This window comes from Alkalispirochaeta alkalica DSM 8900 (genome assembly GCF_000373545.1).
Taxonomy (GTDB): domain Bacteria; phylum Spirochaetota; class Spirochaetia; order DSM-27196; family Alkalispirochaetaceae; genus Alkalispirochaeta; species Alkalispirochaeta alkalica.
This window is the reverse complement of the sequence record NZ_KB891695.1, coordinates 35,063-54,168: the sequence shown is the minus strand read 5'-3', so window position 1 is coordinate 54,168 and position 19,106 is coordinate 35,063. Positions and strand designations below refer to the sequence as shown.

Below are 19,106 nucleotides of genomic sequence, written 5' to 3'. Positions count from 1 at the left end.
CATCGGCTGGCCACAGGCCCGCTTCGTCTCTATAGTATCGCCGTGACACCGCTGTTTCTCCTCNATCGGGAGGAGTTCCTCCCCGAGGTTCCCCGCATTCTCGACCTGGAGGGAGGCGAGTTCTGTCTCTCCTCCCGCATGGACGCCGAAATGATCGCCGCCTGCTGCTCCCGGGGCTATCTTCCCATGGCCATACGTCCGGGAGGGAGGCCGCTGCTCCTGATAAAGTGCCACCGGCAGCGTATGGTCCTGGACTTCAGGGACCTTCATNTTTCGCGCAGTACCCGCCGGCGGGCACGGCGGGAAGAGCTCTTCCTCTCGGTGGATCGGGACCTTCCCGCTATCTTCCGGGGGATCGCCCGGCAGCATCGGGAAAACTGGCTCATCCCGGTCTTTCAGGAGGCGTTGCTGGAGCTGCACCGNACTCCCCTGAAGGGGGTCTCCCTGCACGGGGTGGCCCTCCGCACCGGTGATGGCCAGNTTGTGGCGGGCGAGGTNGGGTACCGTTGTGGCTCGGCCTATACGAGCCTCTCGGGGTTTCATGATCGCCCCGGAGCCGGGTCGGTTCAGATCGCNTCCCTGGCCCGGTTNCTGGAGCGCCAGGGGTTCCGTTTCTGGGATCTGGGCATGGCGATAGACTATAAATACCAGCTGGGGGCGCGCCCCCANGAGCGGTCGGNCTTCCTCGGGAGATACGAAGAGGCCGCCCGGGAGGNCCCGGCACCCCTTCCCCGGGGGGAGTGGGCTGCAGATGTCCTTCTGGAGGGGAAGAGCCCCGTGGTCGCCTNCGATNCTTCCGGGGTTCCCCGGCAGGTCAGATCCGGGGCGACGGTTCCAGGGGAACCAGGTGTTCCCGGGGAAGATCGAGTCTGATCGCCTCCCCCGGAGAGAGGTTCTCCCGCGTGGTGAGGGTCAGCTGCCCCAGGGATGTCTCCACCTTGTATTCCCACCAGGCCCCGAAATAGCCCTGTTCGGTCACGCGGCCGGGAAGAGATCCCTCGCTGTTCAGTCGCAGGTGTTCGGGCCGGATCATGTGGGGGCGCCTGTCCGTGGCCGATCCGGGAATAATATTGGCCTCTCCCAGAAAACGGGCGGCGTACTCCGTGCGGGGCCGTTCATAGAGCTCCCGGGGCGTGCCCTGGTCCTCCAGACCCCCCTGGTGGAGCAGAAAAATCCGGTCCGAGAGGTAGAGCGCCTCGGTCCTGCTGTGGGTGACAAAGACCGTGGGAATGCGCAACTCCCGCTGCACCCGCAGGAGATGCTGCCGCAGCGAGGCNCGTCGCTCCGGATCGATCGCCGAGAAGGGCTCGTCCAGGAGCAGGGCCTCCGGTCCCGGAGCAAGGGCTCGCGCCACGGCCACGCGCTGCTGTTCGCCGCCCGAGAGGGTGTGAACNGGGCGCTTCCCGAATCCTCCCAACCCGACCAGTTCCAGGAGCTCCTCCACGCGGCGACGGCGCTCCGGCCGGGGGCGCCCCTGGACTCTGAGGCCGTAGGCNATATTCTGGCCCACATCGAGATGAGGGAAGAGCGTATAGTCCTGGAAAACGTAGCCCAGGCCGCGCTCTTCCGGCGGGAGGCCCGTGACATCGCGGCCGTTCAGAATGATCGCCCCCCGATGGGCCTTTTCGAACCCCGCCAGGATTCGCAGGGTCGTGGTCTTTCCGCTCCCGCTGTGTCCGAGGAGGGTGACAAGCTCTTCCCGGGCCACCGAAAGATCCAGGGCAAGGCGAAAACCGGGATACTCCCGGACGATTTCCGACAGATGAATCACAACCACTCCTTGGACCGGGATGCCGAGGTAGCGTCGATCACCAGGAAGGCCGCTGCCACGACGAGAATATACCAGACACCCAGGGCGAGGGCCACATCGAAGCTCTGGAACCCGATCAGGCGGTACATAGCCACGGGAAAGGTGACAACCTCGCCGCGGCCGATGGTGAGCACGGCCGTGAAATCGGCAAGGCTCAGGGCAAAGGCGAAGGTATAGGCGTTGACCAGCCCCCGGCGCAGCAGGGGGAGCTCCACCGTGGTTATGCGACTCCACCTGGATGCCCCCAGGCTTCGGGCGGTCTCCAGATAGCGCAGGGGAATCGCTTCCAGGGCTCCCCGGACCGTTGTAAAGACCAGGGGAAAGGCCATCACCGTCTGGGTGATCACGATGAGCGGACCCGGGGGAATCATCCCCCGCCAGAGCAGGCGCATGCCCAGGCTGAAGGTAACGCTCGATACGGCCAGGGGCATCTTGGTCATGGTGTCCACCCAGGGAGCCCGGAGACCGCGCAGACTGCGGGCCGCCGCCAGAGAAACCAGGACCGTGGCCAGGGCCGAGAGGGCAGCTATGGCGAGGCTGGTGGCCACCACCTCGGNAAAGGTGGCCCGGATAATCTCGTAGACCTCCCGTTCGCCGATCCTCCCCGTGCGGAGCGCCCGAAACGCCTCGAGCGACCAGGAAGGGGATATCCCTCCCGGCCGGAGAGACCGGACCAGAATCGCCGCCAGGGGCCCGAAAAGAAAGAACCCCANAAATCCCCAGTAGAGCGAGCAGACCAGCNTCCGGGTCCGGGATGCATCGNTCCAGNGGCCGATGGTCCGGGTCCGGCCCTCCCGGGGAGGGCGNACATGACGGTCGGCCAGGAGCTGGAGCAGAAGAACCACGGCAGCGCAGAGAAGAAGCTGTAAAAAAGCCAGAACACCGGCGGCCCCCAGATTCAGGTTGGTNAACATNTCCTGAAAGATCCGCACTTCCAGTGTGGCGTAACGGACCCCTCCAAAGACCAGAACCACGCCGAAACTCACAAAGCAGTAGAGAAAAACCACGGCCCAGGCCGAGAGGAACGAGGGCATCAGGAGCGGTGCGTAGAGGCGCACCCCCCGGCCGAAGGAGNTCTCGCCCAGACTGAGCGAGACCTCTCTCAGCCGTTCGTCCAGGTTCCGCCACCCCCCGGCGAGCGTTCTCAGAGCCACGGCGTAGTTGAACATCACGTGGGCGATGATAATTCCCGCTGCGCTATAGACCAGGGTGAGATCGGTNCCGAGGATGCGGTTTACCACCCCCTGGCGCCCGTAGAAGCTGATCACCGCCAGAATGACCACCAGGCCGGGAAGCACAAAAGGAAGCAGGGTGAGACTCTCGGCGACCCTCCGGCCGGGAAAGCGAAGGTTCGCCAGAAAGTATGCTCCCGGAAGGGCCAGACCCAGAGAAATCGTCGCCGAGAGCGCCGCCTGGACGAGGCCGAAGCGCAGGCTCCGCCAGGTCGAGGGGCGCGAAAGGACCCGCAGCGCCTCCGTTGNCCAGGAGGAGANCCCCCGGTCGAGCACCCCCGCCCCCAGGACCGCCACCACGGGCGGAACCAGGAGGGNCAGGAAGACCAGGAGGGTCAGCGCAGGACGTCTTCCCATGTCTCAAGCCAGCGGTCAAAATGGGCCTCGATGAGGTGGTTTTCCAGGAAGAGGGGGCGTTCCACGGGATCTCCAGCGGTAAAGGCCCGGGGGAGTTCTGCCTCGGGATGGACGGGATACATGATCTGGGAGAGGGGAATCAGCTCCTGGAAGGGCAGGGACAGGAGGAACTCCAGGAGTCGCTCGGCGTTCAGCCGGTTCGGGGCTCCCCGGACGATCCCCGCTGCCTCTATCTGGAGATAGGCCCCCCCGTCGAGGAGGANGCTCTCGTAGCGGNGGGTCTCCTCGAAGTGACGGTGGTAGGCGGGGCTGGTCTCGTAACTTACCACCAGAGGCGCTTCCCCCTGGGTGTAGAGGCCGTACCCGTCGGACCACCCCCCCGTNACGGTGAGGATATTGGGCCGCAGGGCCTTCCAGAAATCGCGGTAGTCCCCCGGAAAGGAGCTGTTCTGCCCCGCTATGCCCGCTTCGTCGTCGCCGAACTCAGCCACNGTGAGGAGCAGAAAGTTGCGCCCCGGCGAGCTTGTGGCGGGGTTGAGCATGATAATCTGCCGGGCAAAACGCGAATCCAGGAGATCTTCCCAGCTCCCGGGCCGTGCCAGGGGGGATTCGGTGTCGTAGTTCAGGCTGATATACCCGAAATCGTAGGGAATCAGGTAGTGTTCCGGGTCTATCAGCAGATCCCGGGGGATCTGTTCCAGGTTCTCCGGTTTGTAGGGTTCCAGGAGGCGGTCCCGGTGCAACCGGGGCAGGAAGGTGGAATCGAGGCCGATCACCGCATCAGCCCGGGGCGCATCCCGTTCCAGNAAAAGCTGGGTATAGACCGCTCCGGTGTCGCCCAGCCGTTGCAGGTCGACCTCCACCCCGTANTCTTCGGCAAAGTGCGTGACGATAGCTCTCCGCAGGGTCCCCGGGAGGGAATCGTAGCTGTAGATAACCAGGGAGTCCGTCTCCTGGCGTCGTTCCTCCAGGGGGATCAGTGATTTTTCCTGCCCTCCCCGGGCGGAAACCGGTGCGGGAACGGCAAGACCTGCCAGGGCCAACGCGGTCAGAACGGTCAGGGAGGTCAGACGGGTGGTGAGTCTTTTTGTGTGCATGGGGCCTTCCTTGTGTTGTGCAGGGTATCGTGGAGACGCACCGCCGGGTATGGCCGGCGCCGTGCGATGGAGCACACCCGACAGGGCATATCTGACAAGGTACAGGTGAAGGGGGTACAACAGACAGGGTNTGATACTCTGGACACGTTCCCTCCGCCAGCATTACCTGGATCAGGTTTTCAGGGTGTGATCTCAGCCACTGCACCGTCCCAACGAGACCGGTGCAACAGCACCCCTTCGGAATTACCGCCTCACTATAGGAGGCCCCCGCGATTCCGTCAACCGCAGGCCCTCCCGCCCCTCCTCCGGTCAAGACAGATTCTGCCAGGACTCGATTGAAATGTCCCCGCTCCGGACTCGTGCATTATGTCCCCACTCTGGCTATGGGGAGAGGTCGTCAGCAGCGTGAAAGTGTGGTACAGTTCCCGGCGGAATCGTCCTATGCAGCGCTATCCTCTCCTTCTGACGCTCTTCTTCGGGGTTCTCTTCTCCGTGGCACTCTATTTTTCCGTGACCACCGTGGTCTCCCTCTCCGGAACGATCTCGCGGGCCGAAAGTTCCGGGGAGCCCCGGGAGTATCATCTGGCGCTCTTTATTCCCGATTCGCCCTCCCGTTTTTTTGAGGAAGTTCTGAGCGGGGCGTCCCGTGCGGCCCGCACCCTGGGCGCGGCTCTCTCGGTTCATCACGGCGGGACCGGCAGCAGATCCTACCGGCTGGCGAGGTATTCCGGTATCGACGGGGCGATCATCTATCCCGGCCCCGATCAGGAAGAAATGCGAATCTCCCTGGACCGGCTGAACCGGGCGGGGATCCCCCTGGTTCTCATCGAGCACGGAGTAACCGATGATATGCCCTGGTCGCTGGTGGGGACCAACACCTTCGATGTGGGACGGAAGATCGGGGAACTGGCCCGGGAGCTCTCCCGGGAGGCCCTGGGGATGGCTCTGGTGTACAGCGAGAAATCTCCGGGGATCGAATCGGAAAAAGATTTGGTAGAGCTTGGGATACATACCGCTCTGGGCGATCACCTGGCGCGGCCCATCGTCAGGAAACGCACCGGCCTGAACCCCCTGGATGCGGAACACCTGGTCTACAATCTGCTCCACCAGGGACCGGAGGTGGACCTCCTGGTCTTTACCGACACCAACGATACCCTGGCGGCGGTGCAGGTGGTGATCGATCTGAACCTGGTAGGAAGCGTCCAGATCATCGGAATGGGTATGAACAGGGCGATCTCGGACTATCTCGACCGGGGTATCCTGGCAGGGGTGATCGTGGTGAACCCTTACCGGATCGGCTATGACGCCGTCCGGGTGCTCTTGGGGCACCTCAGGGAGGGCTATTCCGCGGGGTATGTCGATACGGGTGTGGAGATGATCAGGGGGCGGCCGTGAGTCTGATCAGGAACTCTCTCAGGACGCACCTGGTGGTCTCCGTCTTTGCGGGGCTGGCCTTTATCATTCTCTCCATGACCTACGTCCTGGGGGTCACCCTGCGGCTTCAGCAGATCGTGAACGAGCAGTTCCAGCGGGAACTCTCGTTTCAGGAGCTGCAGCAGCAGGTCGTCGGCTCCCGTCAGCCCCTGCTGGACTATCTGTCCAGCCGCTCCTCCCAGGCCCTGGCGGCGCTGCTGGTAGAGGAGCAACGACTTCGCGAACTGCTCCCCCGGGAGGTCCCTCCGACCGATGACCCCCTGGAGGTGGAAATGAGAGAACTCTTTTCCCATCTCGCTGCGTATATCGACATGATCCAGGAGATCGTCTTCCTGAAGCGGGGACGGGTGATCGAGGAATATACCCGGCTCTACGAAACCATGGAGGAGCTGAACCAGCACATCTCCGATCAGATCGACAGGATCAGCCTCTCCGGCCTGCGGCGGGAGCTGGCCAATTACGAGGTNGTGATCGCCACATCGCGGAGGCTCTTCTTCTGGAACCTCCTGGTGATCACCTTCGCCTTTCTGGGCTCCCTCTTCTGGATACTCTCGGTGATCCAGCGGGTGACCGAACCCATGGACCGCCTGGCCCGCATGGCGGGGGAATTGTCCTCGGGNAACTTCGAGGGAGAGGATATCACCGTGCCGGCCGTTCGGGAGGTCGCCGTTGTGGTGGATGCCTTCAACACCATGAAGCACGATATCCGCCGGTACATCGCCGAGATCAACAAGCAGAAGCAGATCGAGCAGGGCTATCTGGCNGAAAAGCTCCGGAATATGAAGATGGAAGAGCTCCTGAAACGGATGGAACTCTACACCATGCAGGCCCAGATGAATCCCCACTTTCTTTTCAACACCCTGAACACCGGTGTTCAGCTGGCCATTACGGAGAACGCCGACCGGACAGCGGACTACATGGAGCATCTGGCGCGGTTCTTTCGAAACAACGTGCGCGATCGCAATCTGATTATTCCCCTCTCCCAGGAGGTGGCGGGGCTCGACTCCTATCTCTACATACTCCGCATTCGTTTTGGTTCGGTCCTCTCCTTCGANGTGGATATCCCCCGTGATCTTGCAGAGCGCTGCCGTGTGCCCGCCCTGGTTCTGCAGCCTCTGGTTGAAAACGCCGTGATCCACGCCTTCAAGGGGATCTCCCGACAGGGCCTTGTGGCGATACGCGCCCGTCAGGACGGGGAGATCCTGGAGGTCACCGTGGAGGATAACGGGGTGGGAATCGACCCCGATGTGGCAGAGGAGCTGCTCCAGCGAAAGCCCCAGGATCGGGATCGGCGGTCCCGCGTCATGGGACTCGAGAATGTGATCCAGCGGCTCTATTTCTTTTACCCGAACCGGCAGGACGTGATCTCTCTGGAAAGTACCCCCGGCGAGGGCACGGCGATCCGTATCCGTATTGACCCCCGGGAGGAACCATGTATTCCGTCCTCGTGGTAGACGACGAGGCCCCGGTCCTCGAGAGTTACTCCTACATGATCTCCCAGCGTAGCCAGGACTTTACGCTCTGTGGTGCTGTGCAGTCCGGGGCGGAGGCCCTGGTCCTGGCACGGAAGCGATCGCCCGACATCGTTGTGATGGACATCGCCATGCCGGGTATAGACGGTCTCGATACGATCCGGGAAATGCAGCGCCTTCTGCCCGAGAGCGTCTATATCCTCTCCACGGCCTACGAGCGGTTCGATATGGCCCGGCGGGCGATCCCCCTCCAGGTCTTTGCCTATCTGGTGAAACCGGTCTCAAAACAGACTTTTTTCCGGACGCTGGACGATGCCTGCCAGCATCTCGAGGCGCGCACCCATTCTCTGGAACAGCGCATCGAGGCGGTCCAGATCGGTGCCGAGGCCCTGGTGCGGGAAGAGCAGAACTTTCTGCTCCTGCTGACCTGGAAATCCCTCGACCGGAGCGAGTGGGACCGCTACAGGCAACTCTTCCGGTTCCACGCAGACTCGGGATACCTCCTGGCCGTTCGCTTCGGCAGGGGGAGCCGGGGCGGGCTGGAGGGATGGGAGCCCTGGCGACCGGGACGGGACGAGCTGGCGCGGGTTGCTGAAAAGTTTGCCCGCCGGTGCCGGTGCCTCTGGACTGAGTATACAGGGCTGTTCCTTCTCTTTGTGCCGGAATGCGGCGGCCAGGACTCTTCCGAGGGGTACCTCCGGACGATCCTCCAGGAGGAACTTCCTCCGGGAGCAACCTTTCTGATTGGGCGGGGAAGTNTGCAGCCCTTCGACCGGCTCTTTGTCTCCTGCGACGAGGCCAGAAGGGGGTGCGCCCGGAAGGAGGGGGAGGCTGAGGATTCCCTCGCCGCCCGGGACGAAGAACTGCGGGAGTTGAGGCGAGCAGTCGGCAGGGCCCGATCGCTCGAGGAAATTCACTCCCGGGCGAGCCGGTGCTGGGATCAGCAGTTCGGCCGCTTTCCCTTTCCCCAGGTACGGATTCGTCTGGCGGGGTTCTTTATGCTTCTGCTGGATGATCTGGAACGGCGCACGGGAAATCTCGAAGTTTCCCGGCAGGTGGGAGATCCTGCGGAAGAGATCTGCTCCATCGAGACCCGTCAGGAGTGGGACGCCTGGGCGGCCCGGGCCCTGGGGTTGATTATCAGGCTGGGGCGGGACCCGGCGTTGCAGAATCTCCCCCAGCCTCTGCAACGGGCGGTTCAGTACATCGAGGCAGACTACGCCCGACCGCTCTCGCTGGCCCTGCTGGCAGAACTCGCCGGAGTTTCCACGGGCCATCTGAGCCGGCTCTTCTCGGACTGGCTGGGAACGACCTTCAATGATTATCTCAACCGTTGCCGTCTGAACGCTGCCGAGGAGTTGCTGCGGGAAAATCGCTTGTCGGTGAAGGAAATTGCCTTTACTGTGGGATATCAGGATCCAAACTATTTCGGGCGAATCTTCAAGCGGTATAAGGGCGTTGCTCCCTCTGCCTACGGATCTTCCGGGGGGATGGTATGATCACAAGCAGCATGAGCACGAACAGGGCGATTACGACCAGGGCGATCACGAAGAGCGTGACTGCAGGCGGTGCAGCCGGGACCATCACAGCTGCAGGTCGCGTGGCCGTGGACAAGGCCTTTCTCGGGGGTATCCCCACGGTGGGGCTCGTCTTTCTGGTGGTTTTCTTCCTTGGGGGGTGCCGTGATTCGCAGGAGAAGCACCCTTCCCGTGCCGACGGGGGTGTTACCATCGGTTTTTCCGTGGCCACCGANACCTTTGTCATCGAGCGNTGGAACAAGGACATCAAGATCTTTTCCAGCGCCGCCGGGCGTCTCGGTGCGGAGGTGTTACTGCAAACCTCCGCAGGTGGTGCCCAGGCCCAGATCAGCCAGATCCGGTACCTCCTGGACCAGGATATCGATGTCCTGGTGGTNCTCCCNCACGATACGGCCATGCTGGCCGGGGTGGTGCGGATCGCCAACGAGCGGCGGATACCGGTCATCTCCTACGACCGGCTGATTCAGGGGGTTCCCGTGAGCGCCTACGTATCCTTCGACAACGAGGAGGTGGGGCGTCTCTTCGGCAGGGCGCTGGTGGAGGCCGTCCCCCGGGGAAACTACCTGGTTGTGAACGGCGCCGAGACCGACAATAACAGCTATCTGCTGAACAAAGGGCTCTTCCAGATTCTGGAAGGGCCCCGTGCGGCAGGGGAGATCTCCGTGGTCGACGAAATCTGGCTTCAGGCCTGGAGTTCCGACGAGGCGACAGAACGGATTCGCCAGGTCCTGGANCGAACCACCGATATCGACGCCATAGCAGCGGGAAACGATCAGGTTGCGAACGCTGCCATTCAGCTTCTGGCGGAACGGCGCATGGCCGGACGCGTAGCCGTGGTCGGTCAGGACGCGGATCTCCTCTCCTGCCAGCGGGTGGTGGAAGGGCTCCAGCTCATGACGGTCTATAAACCGATCCAGAAGCTCGCCACGCGGGCAGCTGCCCTGGCGGTGGACCTTGCCGGGGGCGTCCTCCCCGAGCCGGACCGNTATATGGACAACGGAAGCGGCCAGGAGATTCCCTTCTTCGTGGAGATGCCCCNGGCCGTTTTCCGTCACAACATGGACGAGACGGTCATTCGGGACGGGTTTCACAGCAGGGAAGCGGTCTATCGTACGGCAACAGGACAAAAATGATGTCATCCCTGTCCTGATCAGAGAGAGCTCTCCGGCAGGGTGTGTTCTTTGTCCGGCTCATGGTGTGTTTTTCCGATAGCGGGAAGTTCTGCTCCCCCACCACAATGAGATCAATCTNAACACAAAGGAGTGTGTATGAAACGGATTGGTCTTGTACTTTTGACGCTGGCCCTGGTGGCGTCGGTTTCTTTTGCCGGAGGTCAGAGAGAGGGTAAGGGTCTTGATATCGGGATCGCCATGCCCGAGACTCACGTGGAACGGTGGCAGCAGGATGGAGCCGCTCTCCTCGCCGGAGCCCAGGCGCTGGGGTATTCTGCCGAGGTTGCCTACGGTGATGCCGATCAGGGACGCCAGAACCAGCAGATCCAGGACTTTATCACCAAGGGTGCCCGCCTCCTGATTGTAGGAAACATCAACGAGGGGGTGAACGCCGTAGTGAGAGAGGCCGCCTACGAAGACATCATCGTGATCGCCTACGACCGGCTGATCACCGGTTCTGACGCCTACGACTACTACATAACTTTCGACAACTTCAAGGTGGGGCAGTTTCAGGGGCAGGCGATCGTGGACAGGCTGAACCTGGACGCGGTGAGTCCCGACAGCCCCAAATATATTACCCTCTTTGCCGGATCTCCCACGGACAACAACGCGAACTTTTTCTTTGACGGCGCCATGTCCGTGCTGAGGCCCCACATCGAGCGGGGNGCCCTGAGCGTGGTGGGCCCCGCTCCCTTGCGCTCCTCCGACGGAGCCTTCACGCGGATCGCCACGGAGAACTGGCGCGCCGAGGTTGCCAAATCGCGGATGGAAAACCTCCTGAGCAACGACGCTCGCGATGTTACCCTCGACGCCGTGCTGGCTCCCAACGACACCCTGGCCCGGGCCATCATCGAGGCTCTCGCAGCTGACGCAAAGTACGATACTACGGCGAAGCTTCCCGTAGTGACCGGTCAGGACGCCGAGATCGCCTCGGTTCAGTCGATCCGCGACGGACGGCAGTACATGACCGTCTTCAAGGATACGCGCCAGCTCGCAGAAGGTGCCATCAAGCTGGCCGACGCGTTGCTCTCGGGCCGGACCCCCTCGATCCCCGGTGCCCGCCTGGATACCGAGACCTACGACACGGGAATGAAAGTNGTTCGGTCCTACCTGCTGGAGCCGATCAACGTGACCCGCGAAAACTACCGGGAGGTCTTGATCGACAGCGGATACTACTCCGAGAGTGCTCTCCGCTAGAGGGTGATGCCGGGGGAAACCCGCTGAAACTTCCCGAGAGGTCCCCCTCCGGCGCGACGGAGGGGGGCCTCCCGGCGATAGCCAGGGGAGGGTTTCTCTCCTCCGGGTTCCCTCGGGGGAGCCTTCGAACACAGGAATGCCCAGGATGTACAGATGAAGAGCGATTATATCCTCGAAGTAGAAAATGTAACCAAGGAGTTCCCCGGGGTGCGCGCCCTGGACGACGTGTCATTTCGCGTGAAACGGGGAGAGGTCCACGGTATCTGCGGTGAGAACGGGGCGGGAAAATCTACACTCATGGGAGTCGTGAGCGGGGTCCACCCCCGGGGAAGCTACCAGGGTACGGTCCGTGTCAAGGGTGAGGAGACCAGCTTTCGCAGCGTTCGCGACAGCGAAAAAGTCGGTCTCACCATCATGCATCAGGAACTCGCCCTGAGCCCCTATTTGTCGATTTATGAAAACATCTTTCTTGGCCACGCCGGGGCCAGGTGGGGGGTCATCGACTGGGATGATCTGCTGAGCAGGTCACGACCCTTTCTTGAGAGGGTCGGTCTGAAGGACCCTCCCGAGACGGTGGTGAGCAAGATGGGAGTGGGAAAGCAGCAACTCGTGGAGATCGCCCGGGCGCTCTCGAAAAATACGGATATTCTGATTCTCGACGAGCCCACGGCATCGCTGAACGACGACGAAAGCGAAAAACTCCTGGAGCTGATTCTCGAGCTCAAGCGGGAAGGGCTGACCTGTATCATCATCTCCCACAAACTGAACGAGGTTTTGCGTGTGGCCGACTCGATCACGGTCATGCGCGACGGAAAATCGATCAAAACCTACGATACGAAGGCTGACGGGGTGACCCAGTCGATGATTATCTCGGGGATGGTGGGCCGGGACATGACCCACATGTATCCTGAAAAGACCGCTCGCCTGGGGGATGTGGTCTTCGAGGTAAAGCACTGGACCGTCTTCCACCCGGAGTACCACCACATGAAGGTCGTGGACGACGCCTCGTTCGAACTCAGACGAGGGGAAATTCTGGCCTTTTGCGGGCCCATGGGGGCCGGACGAACCGAACTCATGATGAGTCTCTTCGGCAAGTCCTACGGCTCCAGCTGCAGAGGCGAGGCCTTCATCTCGGGGGAGCCCGTCGATTTCTCCTCTCCCCGTGAGGCGATACGCCGTGGTCTTGGATACGTCTCNGAGGACAGAAAGAGTCTGGGGCTTATCCTGATCCAGGATGTGAAGACCAACATTTCAAACTCGAGCCTCAACAAGATCTCTCGCTGGGGAGTGGTCGACGCCGATGCCGAGGTGGAGTCCGCCGAGGGGTATCGCCGGTCCCTGAACATAAAGACACCCTCGATTACCCAGCTGGTGCGGAACCTGAGCGGAGGAAACCAGCAGAAGGTGGTCCTGAGCCGGTGTCTCCTGGCAGAGCCTGAAATCTTCATCGTCGATGAACCAACCCGGGGAATCGATGTGGGGGCAAAGTTCGAGATCTATACGATTCTCAATGAACTGGCCGCTGCGGGAAAGAGCATCATCATGGTCACCTCGGAACTTCCCGAGGCAATCGGGATGGCCGACAGGATCTACGTCATGAACGAGGGGCGTATAAAGGGTTGCCTCGNCCGGGACGAAGCAACGCAGGAAAAAATCATGCATATGGCCTTGACCTGATCAGCGGCCGAATCAGCGGAGAGATAGAGATATGTCGGATACCAGGAACAGATCGCCAAGAGTTTCCCTGCACCAGCTGATAAAGGAGAACATTCGCAGTTATTCCATGTTTATCATGCTGGGACTGATTTTTGTTGTCTTTTCGATTCTTACGGGAGGGGTTAATTTCTCGCCCCGGAACATCTCGAATATTTTCATGCAGAATAGCTACATTCTCATCCTCGCGGCGGGAATGGTGCTTGTTATCATCGTGGGGAACATCGACCTCTCGGTGGGATCCATCGCGGCCTTTACGGGCGCGATCGCTGCCATGATTTATAATACCGGCGTGGGGCTTCCCCTCACNGTGATNGGTACCATGGCTGTCGGTGTGGGGATCGGGTTTTTCCAGGGGTTCTGGATCGCCTTTGCAAAGATTCCCGCCTTTATTGTGACCCTGGCGGGGATGCTGCTTTTCCGGGGGCTTACCTATGTGATAACCAACGTGAGTCCCATCGCGTTGCGCGATGACGGCTTCCGCCAGATCACCTCGGGGTTTATCACCCTCGAGGCGCTGCACATAGGGAGAGTTCACTACTTTGCCTGGCTCCTGGGGGGGATCTGCTCGCTGGTGTGGGTTCTGATGGCCCTGGGCGAGCGCCGAGGCAAGATCAAGAAGGGTTTCGAGATCTTGCCCCTGCCGATCTTCTTCATGAAGAGCTTCTTCGTGGTGGGAATGATCCTGCTTCTCTCCTGGAAGTTCGCCGAGTTTCGGGGCGTTCCGGTGATCGTGGTTGTTCTGGCCGTGGTTGTGGGGGTCTTCACCTTTATTACCAGGCGGACCGTGATCGGCCGGTACATCTACGCCGTGGGAGGCAACGCAAAATCAGCAAAGCTCTCGGGTATAAACTCGGAGATGGTCATCTTTGTGGTTCACACTATCATGGGGATGCTCTCGGGGCTGGCGGGGCTGGTTTTTGCCGGGTACATGAACTCGGCGCTTCCCCAGGCGGGACAACTTTTCGAGCTCGATGCAATCGCTGCCTGTTTTATCGGGGGTGCCTCGGCCTCGGGTGGTATCGGCACTATTGTGGGTGCGATCATCGGGGGGCTCGTCATGGGAGTGATCAATAACGGGATGTCTCTCATGAATATCGGCGCTGACTGGCAGTACGTGGTGAAGGCCCTGGTGCTGCTTCTTGCCGTTTTCTACGACATCTATACGCGGCGCAAGGCCGGGCTCGCCTGAACCGGAGATGAGAGAGCACTCGCCCTGAAGGGAATTTTCGGGACGAGTGCTCCCTTCAGGGCGAGTTGCGGGGCCCTGCGCGGGTCCCTTCAGGGAGCTCAGGCCCCGGCGGCTGCGCCCATAATTTCAGCCAGGTCCGCCTCCACCGTGGTGGTAACCTTCAGCCCGAAGGTCGAGACCAGGGTCTCCGCCACGGCGGGGCTCANGAAGGCCGGCAGGGTGGGGCCGATCCTGACACCCTTGAAGCCCAGGGCGAGAAGCGCCAGGAGCACGGTGATTGCCTTCTGCTCGTACCAGGCGATATCGAAGTCCAGAGGAAGATCTTCCAGACTCTCCAGACCAAAGGCCTCCTTCAGCTTCAGGGCTATCACTGCCAGGGAATAGCTGTCGTTGCACTGGCCCGCGTCCAGGACCCGGGGGATTCCCCCGATGCTTCCCAGGTCGAGCTTGTTGTACCGGTATTTTGCACAGCCTGCCGTGAGGATCACCGTATCGGGCGGAAGGGCTTTTGCCATGTCCGTGAAGTAACTGCGCCCCTTCTGGCGTCCGTCGCAGCCCCCCATAACGATAAACTTGCTGATAGCCCCCGTCTTGACGGCCTCCACCACCGTGTCGGCCAGGGCCGTCACCTGGGCGTGGGCAAATCCTCCAGTGATGGACCCCGTTTCGAGTTCCCGGGGGGGCGGGCAGGTTTTGGCGAGTTCGATCACCCGGGAAAAATCCTTTACCGGGGAGTCGGCGCTCCGGTCGGGAATATGGGCAACCTCGGGAAAGGCCACGAGGCCAGTGGTAAAGATCCGGTCCCGATAGCTCGCCTTCGGGGGAGTAAGGCAGTTGGTGGTCATCACGATGGGGCCGTGAAAGGATTCGAACTCGCTGTCCTGGGCCCACCAGGAGCTCCCGTAGTTCCCCACGAAATGGGAATACTGCTTGAAGGTCGGGTAGTAGTGGGCAGGNAGCATCTCCCCGTGGGTGTAGACATCTACACCGCTTCCCCGGGTCTGTTCGAGAAGCTCGTGAAGATCCTTGAGGTCGTGGCCGGAGATAAGTATCCCGGGATTTTTCCGGACTCCCAGCTCCACCTGGGTGATCTCGGGATTCCCGTAGGTCTCGGTGTTGGCCCGATCNAGAAGCGCCATGGCCGTGACCGCTGCGTGACCGGTGGCTATTACTATCTCTGCNGATGCCTCGCCCCGGTCAACCGCTGCCAGGAGACGCAGGATCTCCCGGTACAGGTCCTGATCCTCGTATCCCAGAACCCGGGCGTGGTCAGCGTAGGCGGCGATTCCCTTGAGACCGTAGATGGCCAGTTCTCCCAGAGCGCGTTTGTCGGGATCTGCCTCGGCCATGACCGAGGCCAGGGCGGCCCGGGCGTGGAGCTCTGCCGGGGTTCGGGCCTTCCACCGGGCTGCCTCGGTGAGGGCCTCCTCTCTCACCGTTCCTTCCCGAAGAGCGGATGCGAGGAGTTCCTCCTTGTGGCGCAGGACCTCGAAGATCGTCTGTGTTATCCGGGCGTCGTCAAAACTGACGTTGGTGACCGTAGTGAAGAGGGCCTCCAGCGCCAATCGTCCCGTCTCCAGCAGGGTTCGATCGTCTCCGGGTGTTTGGGCCGGGGGAAGGGCGTCGGCCACGGTGGCAAGACCCCGGGCTGCGTAGACCAGCAGATCCTGGAGAGTGGCTGTCTCCCCGGTCTTTCCGCAGACACCCCTGACGGTGCATCCCTTGTTACCCGCTGCTTCCTGGCACTGAAAACAATACATACTCATAAACCGCTCCTCCTGATATGATCTGTCCGGCGATGATCCGGTGCGTTTCCGCAGGAATCCTTCTGTGGCATCACCTGATGACAGGATAGGCTCGCTGGAGCCGGCGGTAATTGACGGAGGTCAAGAATGAGTGATCTTTTTACGCATCTTGGGGAAGATTTCCTGGAGCGCCTGGGAGAGGGGCTCCCGGCGAGGGAAATTCCCCGGGGGACGATCCTCTTCGTGGAGGGCCAGGAGGGAGACCACTTCTTTTGTCTCCTCCGGGGGCAGGTCCGGCTCTTTCGTTCCACCGGCGATGGTCGGGAGGTGACGCTTCATATGGTGGAAGCGGGGGATCTCTTTGCCGAGATCGTCCTTTTTGAGCGCGACACCTATCCGGCCAGTGCTGTGGCTGTGGAGGATTCCCTGGTCCGGGCGGTCCCCCGGGGGCGGCTCCTGGGGCTCCTCGCCGAGGCGCCCCTGCGGGAGGAGTTCATCAGGAACCTGGTTGGCAAGATGCGCTTTCTCTCTCAACAGCTCTACGTTCTCGCCACCATGGACGTGCGGCAGCGGCTGGCCCGGTTTCTGGCGGTCCGGTTCGGTCAGGTCCCGTTGATCACCCTGGATCTGAACAAGCAGGAAACCGCCGCCGCGATCTCGGTTCGTCCCGAAACGCTCTCCCGTGCCCTGACTTCCCTGAAGGAGCAGGGGTTGCTACGCTGGTCCGGCAAGACCATCACCGTGGATCCCCGGTTCTGGGAGGATCTCTAGGGCTGCGGAATGGGGGATGGGGTGGGGGAACTTGCCCCGGGGCGTGACTTCGCGCTAGGCTTGATCCCGATATGAGAGAGATCGCGAGGGCCGGGGAGACAAACCGGGAACATCGGGAGACGCGAGCCCTGCGGGAGCGGCGGGGACAACTGCCTTCACCCGAGGTGACGGCCGGGGCGGCGCGGTTCTTCCGGGGNATGGCGGATCAGACCCGGTTGCGGATACTGGTGGCCCTGGCCCAGGAACCGACCTGCGTGGGCGATCTCTGTCTCCTGCTCTCCCTGGAGCAGTCTGCTGTCTCGCACCAGCTCCGCCTGCTGAGGGAACTCCGGTTGGTATCGGCCCGNCGNCGGGGGCGTCATATGGTCTATTCCCTGGAGGACGACCACGTGCTGCAGCTGGTGAGGGAGGCCGTGGCCCACGCCAGCCATTCCTCCTGCCCGGGGTAGTCCGGCGTCGTGGGGGNGCTAGGGAGAGTCCCCGCGTCGCGCTTCGAGTTCTTCCCACCGCTCGTAGGCCCGGGCAAGTTCCTGGCCAATTTCCTCAAGCCGTCGCGAGAGCTGGCCCGGGTCCTGATTGCTTCCCCCCGGTGTCTCCTGGCGGGCCACGGTGCGGTAGAGGTCCGGGTCCGAGAGTNGCCGGTGGATATCGGCTTCTTCCTCTTCCAGGGCGGCGATCGCCCCGGGGAGCGCTTCCAGTTCCTGGTGTTCCTTGTAACGTAGTCGTGTCCCGGTGCGGCGTGGTTTTTGCCGCTCCCCGGCAGGGGAGGGATTCCCCCTTCCGGCGGTTTTGTCCCGGTTTTGCGTCTCCTGGTCTGCCCGGTGGTTCTGGCGGTCCNGCCAGTCCCCGTAGCCTCCGGCGTATTCCTGAACGGTGCCGTCCCCGGAGAGAACGAGGCAGTCCGTAACCACGTTGTCGAGGAAGGCCCTGTCGTGGCTGACCAGGAGGATCGTTCCCTGGTAATCCAGGAGGATCTGTTCCAGCAGCTCCAGGGTCTCGCCGTCCAGATCGTTTGTCGGTTCGTCCAGAACAAGCAGGTTCGAGGGACGGGCAAAAAACTTGGCCAGCAGCAGGCGGTTCCGCTCTCCCCCCGAGAGGATACGTACCGGTTTGTTGACCTCCTCGCGGGAGAAGAGAAAGTCCTCCATATAGGCCAGGAGATGCCGGGTTCTTCCGTTGATCGTTACCGTATCGTAGCCGTCTCCCAGGTTCTCCCAGAGGGTTTTTTCCGGGTCCAGGGAGGTGCGAAGCTGGTCGAAGTAGATCGGGTGGAGGTTGGCNCCCCGACGAACGGTGCCATCCCGGGGGGCGAGTTCTCCCAGAAGGAGCTTGATCAGGGTTGTCTTGCCCGATCCGTTGGGGCCCACGATGCCGACCCGGTCTCCCCGCATGATCAGGGTCGAGAGGTTGTCTATGATCGGTTCGCCCTCGGGGCTGTAGGCGAAGGAGAGGTTTTTGGTGGTGATCACCAGATCGCCCGAACGCCGGGCCTCCTCCAGGGAGAGGTCCACCGACCCGACCCGTTCCCGGCGCTGCCGGTAGCGTTCCCGCATATCNAGGAGTCGGCGAACCCGGCCCTCATCGCGGGTGCGGCGGGCTTTCACGCCTCGCCGGAGCCAGGCTTCTTCCCTGGCCAGATCCTTGTCGAACTGTTCCCACCGGGCTTCCTCGTCGGCAAGGCGCTTGTCGCGGCGCTCCAGGAACTCGTCGTAGCCGCAGGTATGGTGGTAGAGGGTGCCCCGGTCCAGTTCTGCCACGTTTTGGGCCAGGCGACGCGCGAAGGCCCGGTCGTGGGTGACAAAGACGATCGCTGCGGACCTGCTTTTGCAGAGCCGTTCCAGATAGTTTTCAAGCCAGACGACGGTATCCAGGTCCAGGTGGTTTGTGGGCTCGTCCAGGAGGAGAATTTCTGCCGGGGTTGCCAGGGTCCGGGCCAGGAGNACCCTCCGCAGGGCTCCTCCCGAGAGGGTTTCCACGGCTGCCTCGGGAGACACGGCCAGACGCGTGAGAAGCTGTCGGGCCTCCTGCTCCCGGGAAGGTTCCCCCTGGCTGGCGACAGCCAGGGCGCTGCCGGTGAGGTCTGCGGGGAGGTCCTGATTCAGGAAAGTGGCCCTGGCCTCNTGCTCCAGACGCACCGCGCCCCGGTCAGGGAGTACCTGCCCGGCGATTATCTTGAGGAGGGTGGATTTCCCCGTCCCGTTTCGCCCCATGAGACAAATTCGTTCACCGGGGTTTATGTGAAGATGAACGTTTTTCAGGAGGGGCTCCCCGCCAAAACTCAGGTCCAGATTATGTATACTCAGTATCGCCACGGCGCAGAAGCTACCACAGGAACTCCATCTCGGCTATTCCCCCCGGGAGAGGTAGCTCTCCGGG

The 19,106-nt window shown here is 61.9% G+C and carries 15 protein-coding genes and 1 riboswitch; of the genes, 10 read left to right on the top strand and 5 right to left on the bottom strand.

The genetic code is table 11. The features are described from left to right. The first annotated feature begins 138 nt into the window (after positions 1-138). Entirely contained in the window at positions 139-873 is a 735-nt protein-coding gene (locus B071_RS18200) for a GNAT family N-acetyltransferase (protein WP_438829557.1), read from the top strand. Here the strand turns inward: B071_RS18200 and B071_RS0103885 are convergent. From B071_RS0103885 to B071_RS0103875, 3 genes are all read right to left on the bottom strand, one after another. Continuing rightward, positions 815-1,708 carry an ABC transporter ATP-binding protein gene (locus B071_RS0103885; protein WP_438829556.1) on the bottom strand — a complete coding sequence of 298 codons (894 nt, stop codon included), beginning with the start codon at positions 1,706-1,708 and terminating at the stop codon, positions 815-817. The two genes, B071_RS18200 and B071_RS0103885, sit on opposite strands and share 59 nt — an antisense overlap. Positions 1,709-1,767: 59 nt before the next feature. Beyond that, positions 1,768-3,399, bottom strand: a complete 1,632-nt coding sequence (locus tag B071_RS0103880; protein ID WP_018525793.1) for an ABC transporter permease — start codon at positions 3,397-3,399, stop codon at positions 1,768-1,770. Further along, positions 3,378-4,496, bottom strand: coding sequence for a thiamine ABC transporter substrate-binding protein (locus tag B071_RS0103875; RefSeq protein ID WP_018525792.1), 1,119 nt, complete (start codon positions 4,494-4,496; stop codon positions 3,378-3,380). The genes B071_RS0103880 and B071_RS0103875 overlap by 22 nt, the downstream gene beginning before the upstream one ends. A gap of 131 nt (positions 4,497-4,627) precedes the next feature. Beyond that, a riboswitch (TPP riboswitch) is annotated at positions 4,628-4,743 on the bottom strand. Positions 4,744-4,937: 194 nt separating this feature from the next. Here B071_RS0103875 and B071_RS0103870 point away from each other — a divergent pair. From B071_RS0103870 to mmsB, 7 genes are all read left to right on the top strand, one after another. Continuing rightward, a complete protein-coding gene (locus tag B071_RS0103870; protein WP_018525791.1) occupies positions 4,938-5,891 on the top strand; it encodes a sugar ABC transporter substrate-binding protein in 954 nt (317 codons plus the stop codon). A 74-nt stretch (positions 5,892-5,965) separates the two neighbouring features. Then, the gene (locus tag B071_RS0103865; protein ID WP_438829555.1) at positions 5,966-7,384 is read left to right on the top strand and encodes a sensor histidine kinase; all 1,419 of its coding nucleotides are present in this window, start codon (positions 5,966-5,968) and stop codon (positions 7,382-7,384) included. Then, on the top strand, positions 7,363-8,901 hold the full coding sequence (locus B071_RS0103860) for a response regulator transcription factor (protein WP_018525789.1): 1,539 nt from the start codon (positions 7,363-7,365) through the stop codon (positions 8,899-8,901). The genes B071_RS0103865 and B071_RS0103860 overlap by 22 nt, the downstream gene beginning before the upstream one ends. Next, positions 8,898-10,073, top strand: a complete 1,176-nt coding sequence (locus tag B071_RS0103855) for a substrate-binding domain-containing protein (protein WP_018525788.1) — start codon at positions 8,898-8,900, stop codon at positions 10,071-10,073. Before B071_RS0103860 ends, B071_RS0103855 begins: the two co-directional genes overlap by 4 nt. A gap of 135 nt (positions 10,074-10,208) precedes the next feature. Beyond that, complete coding sequence (locus tag B071_RS0103850) at positions 10,209-11,309, top strand: substrate-binding domain-containing protein (protein ID WP_018525787.1); 1,101 nt, start codon at positions 10,209-10,211, stop codon at positions 11,307-11,309. Positions 11,310-11,462: 153 nt separating this feature from the next. Next, positions 11,463-12,986, top strand: a complete 1,524-nt coding sequence (locus tag B071_RS0103845; protein WP_018525786.1) for an ATP-binding cassette domain-containing protein — start codon at positions 11,463-11,465, stop codon at positions 12,984-12,986. Between the two features lie 31 nt (positions 12,987-13,017). Further along, complete coding sequence (gene mmsB, locus B071_RS0103840; protein ID WP_026244954.1) at positions 13,018-14,214, top strand: multiple monosaccharide ABC transporter permease; 1,197 nt, start codon at positions 13,018-13,020, stop codon at positions 14,212-14,214. Positions 14,215-14,312: 98 nt separating this feature from the next. Here the strand turns inward: mmsB and hcp are convergent, their stop codons facing one another. Then, on the bottom strand, positions 14,313-15,974 hold the full coding sequence (hcp, locus tag B071_RS0103835; RefSeq protein WP_018525784.1) for a hydroxylamine reductase: 1,662 nt from the start codon (positions 15,972-15,974) through the stop codon (positions 14,313-14,315). A 132-nt stretch (positions 15,975-16,106) separates the two neighbouring features. Here hcp and B071_RS0103830 point away from each other — a divergent pair, with 132 nt between their 5' ends. Then, positions 16,107-16,730 (top strand): Crp/Fnr family transcriptional regulator, encoded by a 624-nt coding sequence (locus B071_RS0103830; protein ID WP_018525783.1) that lies wholly within the window; start codon positions 16,107-16,109, stop codon positions 16,728-16,730. Between the two features lie 71 nt (positions 16,731-16,801). After that, positions 16,802-17,179 carry an ArsR/SmtB family transcription factor gene (locus B071_RS0103825; RefSeq protein ID WP_018525782.1) on the top strand — a complete coding sequence of 126 codons (378 nt, stop codon included), beginning with the start codon at positions 16,802-16,804 and terminating at the stop codon, positions 17,177-17,179. Between the two features lie 18 nt (positions 17,180-17,197). Here B071_RS0103825 and B071_RS0103820 read toward each other — a convergent pair whose 3' ends face one another. Beyond that, entirely contained in the window at positions 17,198-19,042 is a 1,845-nt protein-coding gene (locus tag B071_RS0103820; RefSeq protein WP_018525781.1) for an ATP-binding cassette domain-containing protein, read from the bottom strand. Between the last annotated feature and the right edge of the window lie 64 nt (positions 19,043-19,106).

Bases quoted from the DNA above. Each gene is read 5' to 3' on its own strand.
- B071_RS0103870 (WP_018525791.1), top strand. From the start codon at position 4,938: ATGCAGCGCTATCCTCTCCTTCTGACGCTCTTCTTCGGGGTTCTCTTC.
- B071_RS0103830 (WP_018525783.1), top strand. From the start codon at position 16,107: ATGAGTGATCTTTTTACGCATCTTGGGGAAGATTTCCTGGAGCGCCTG.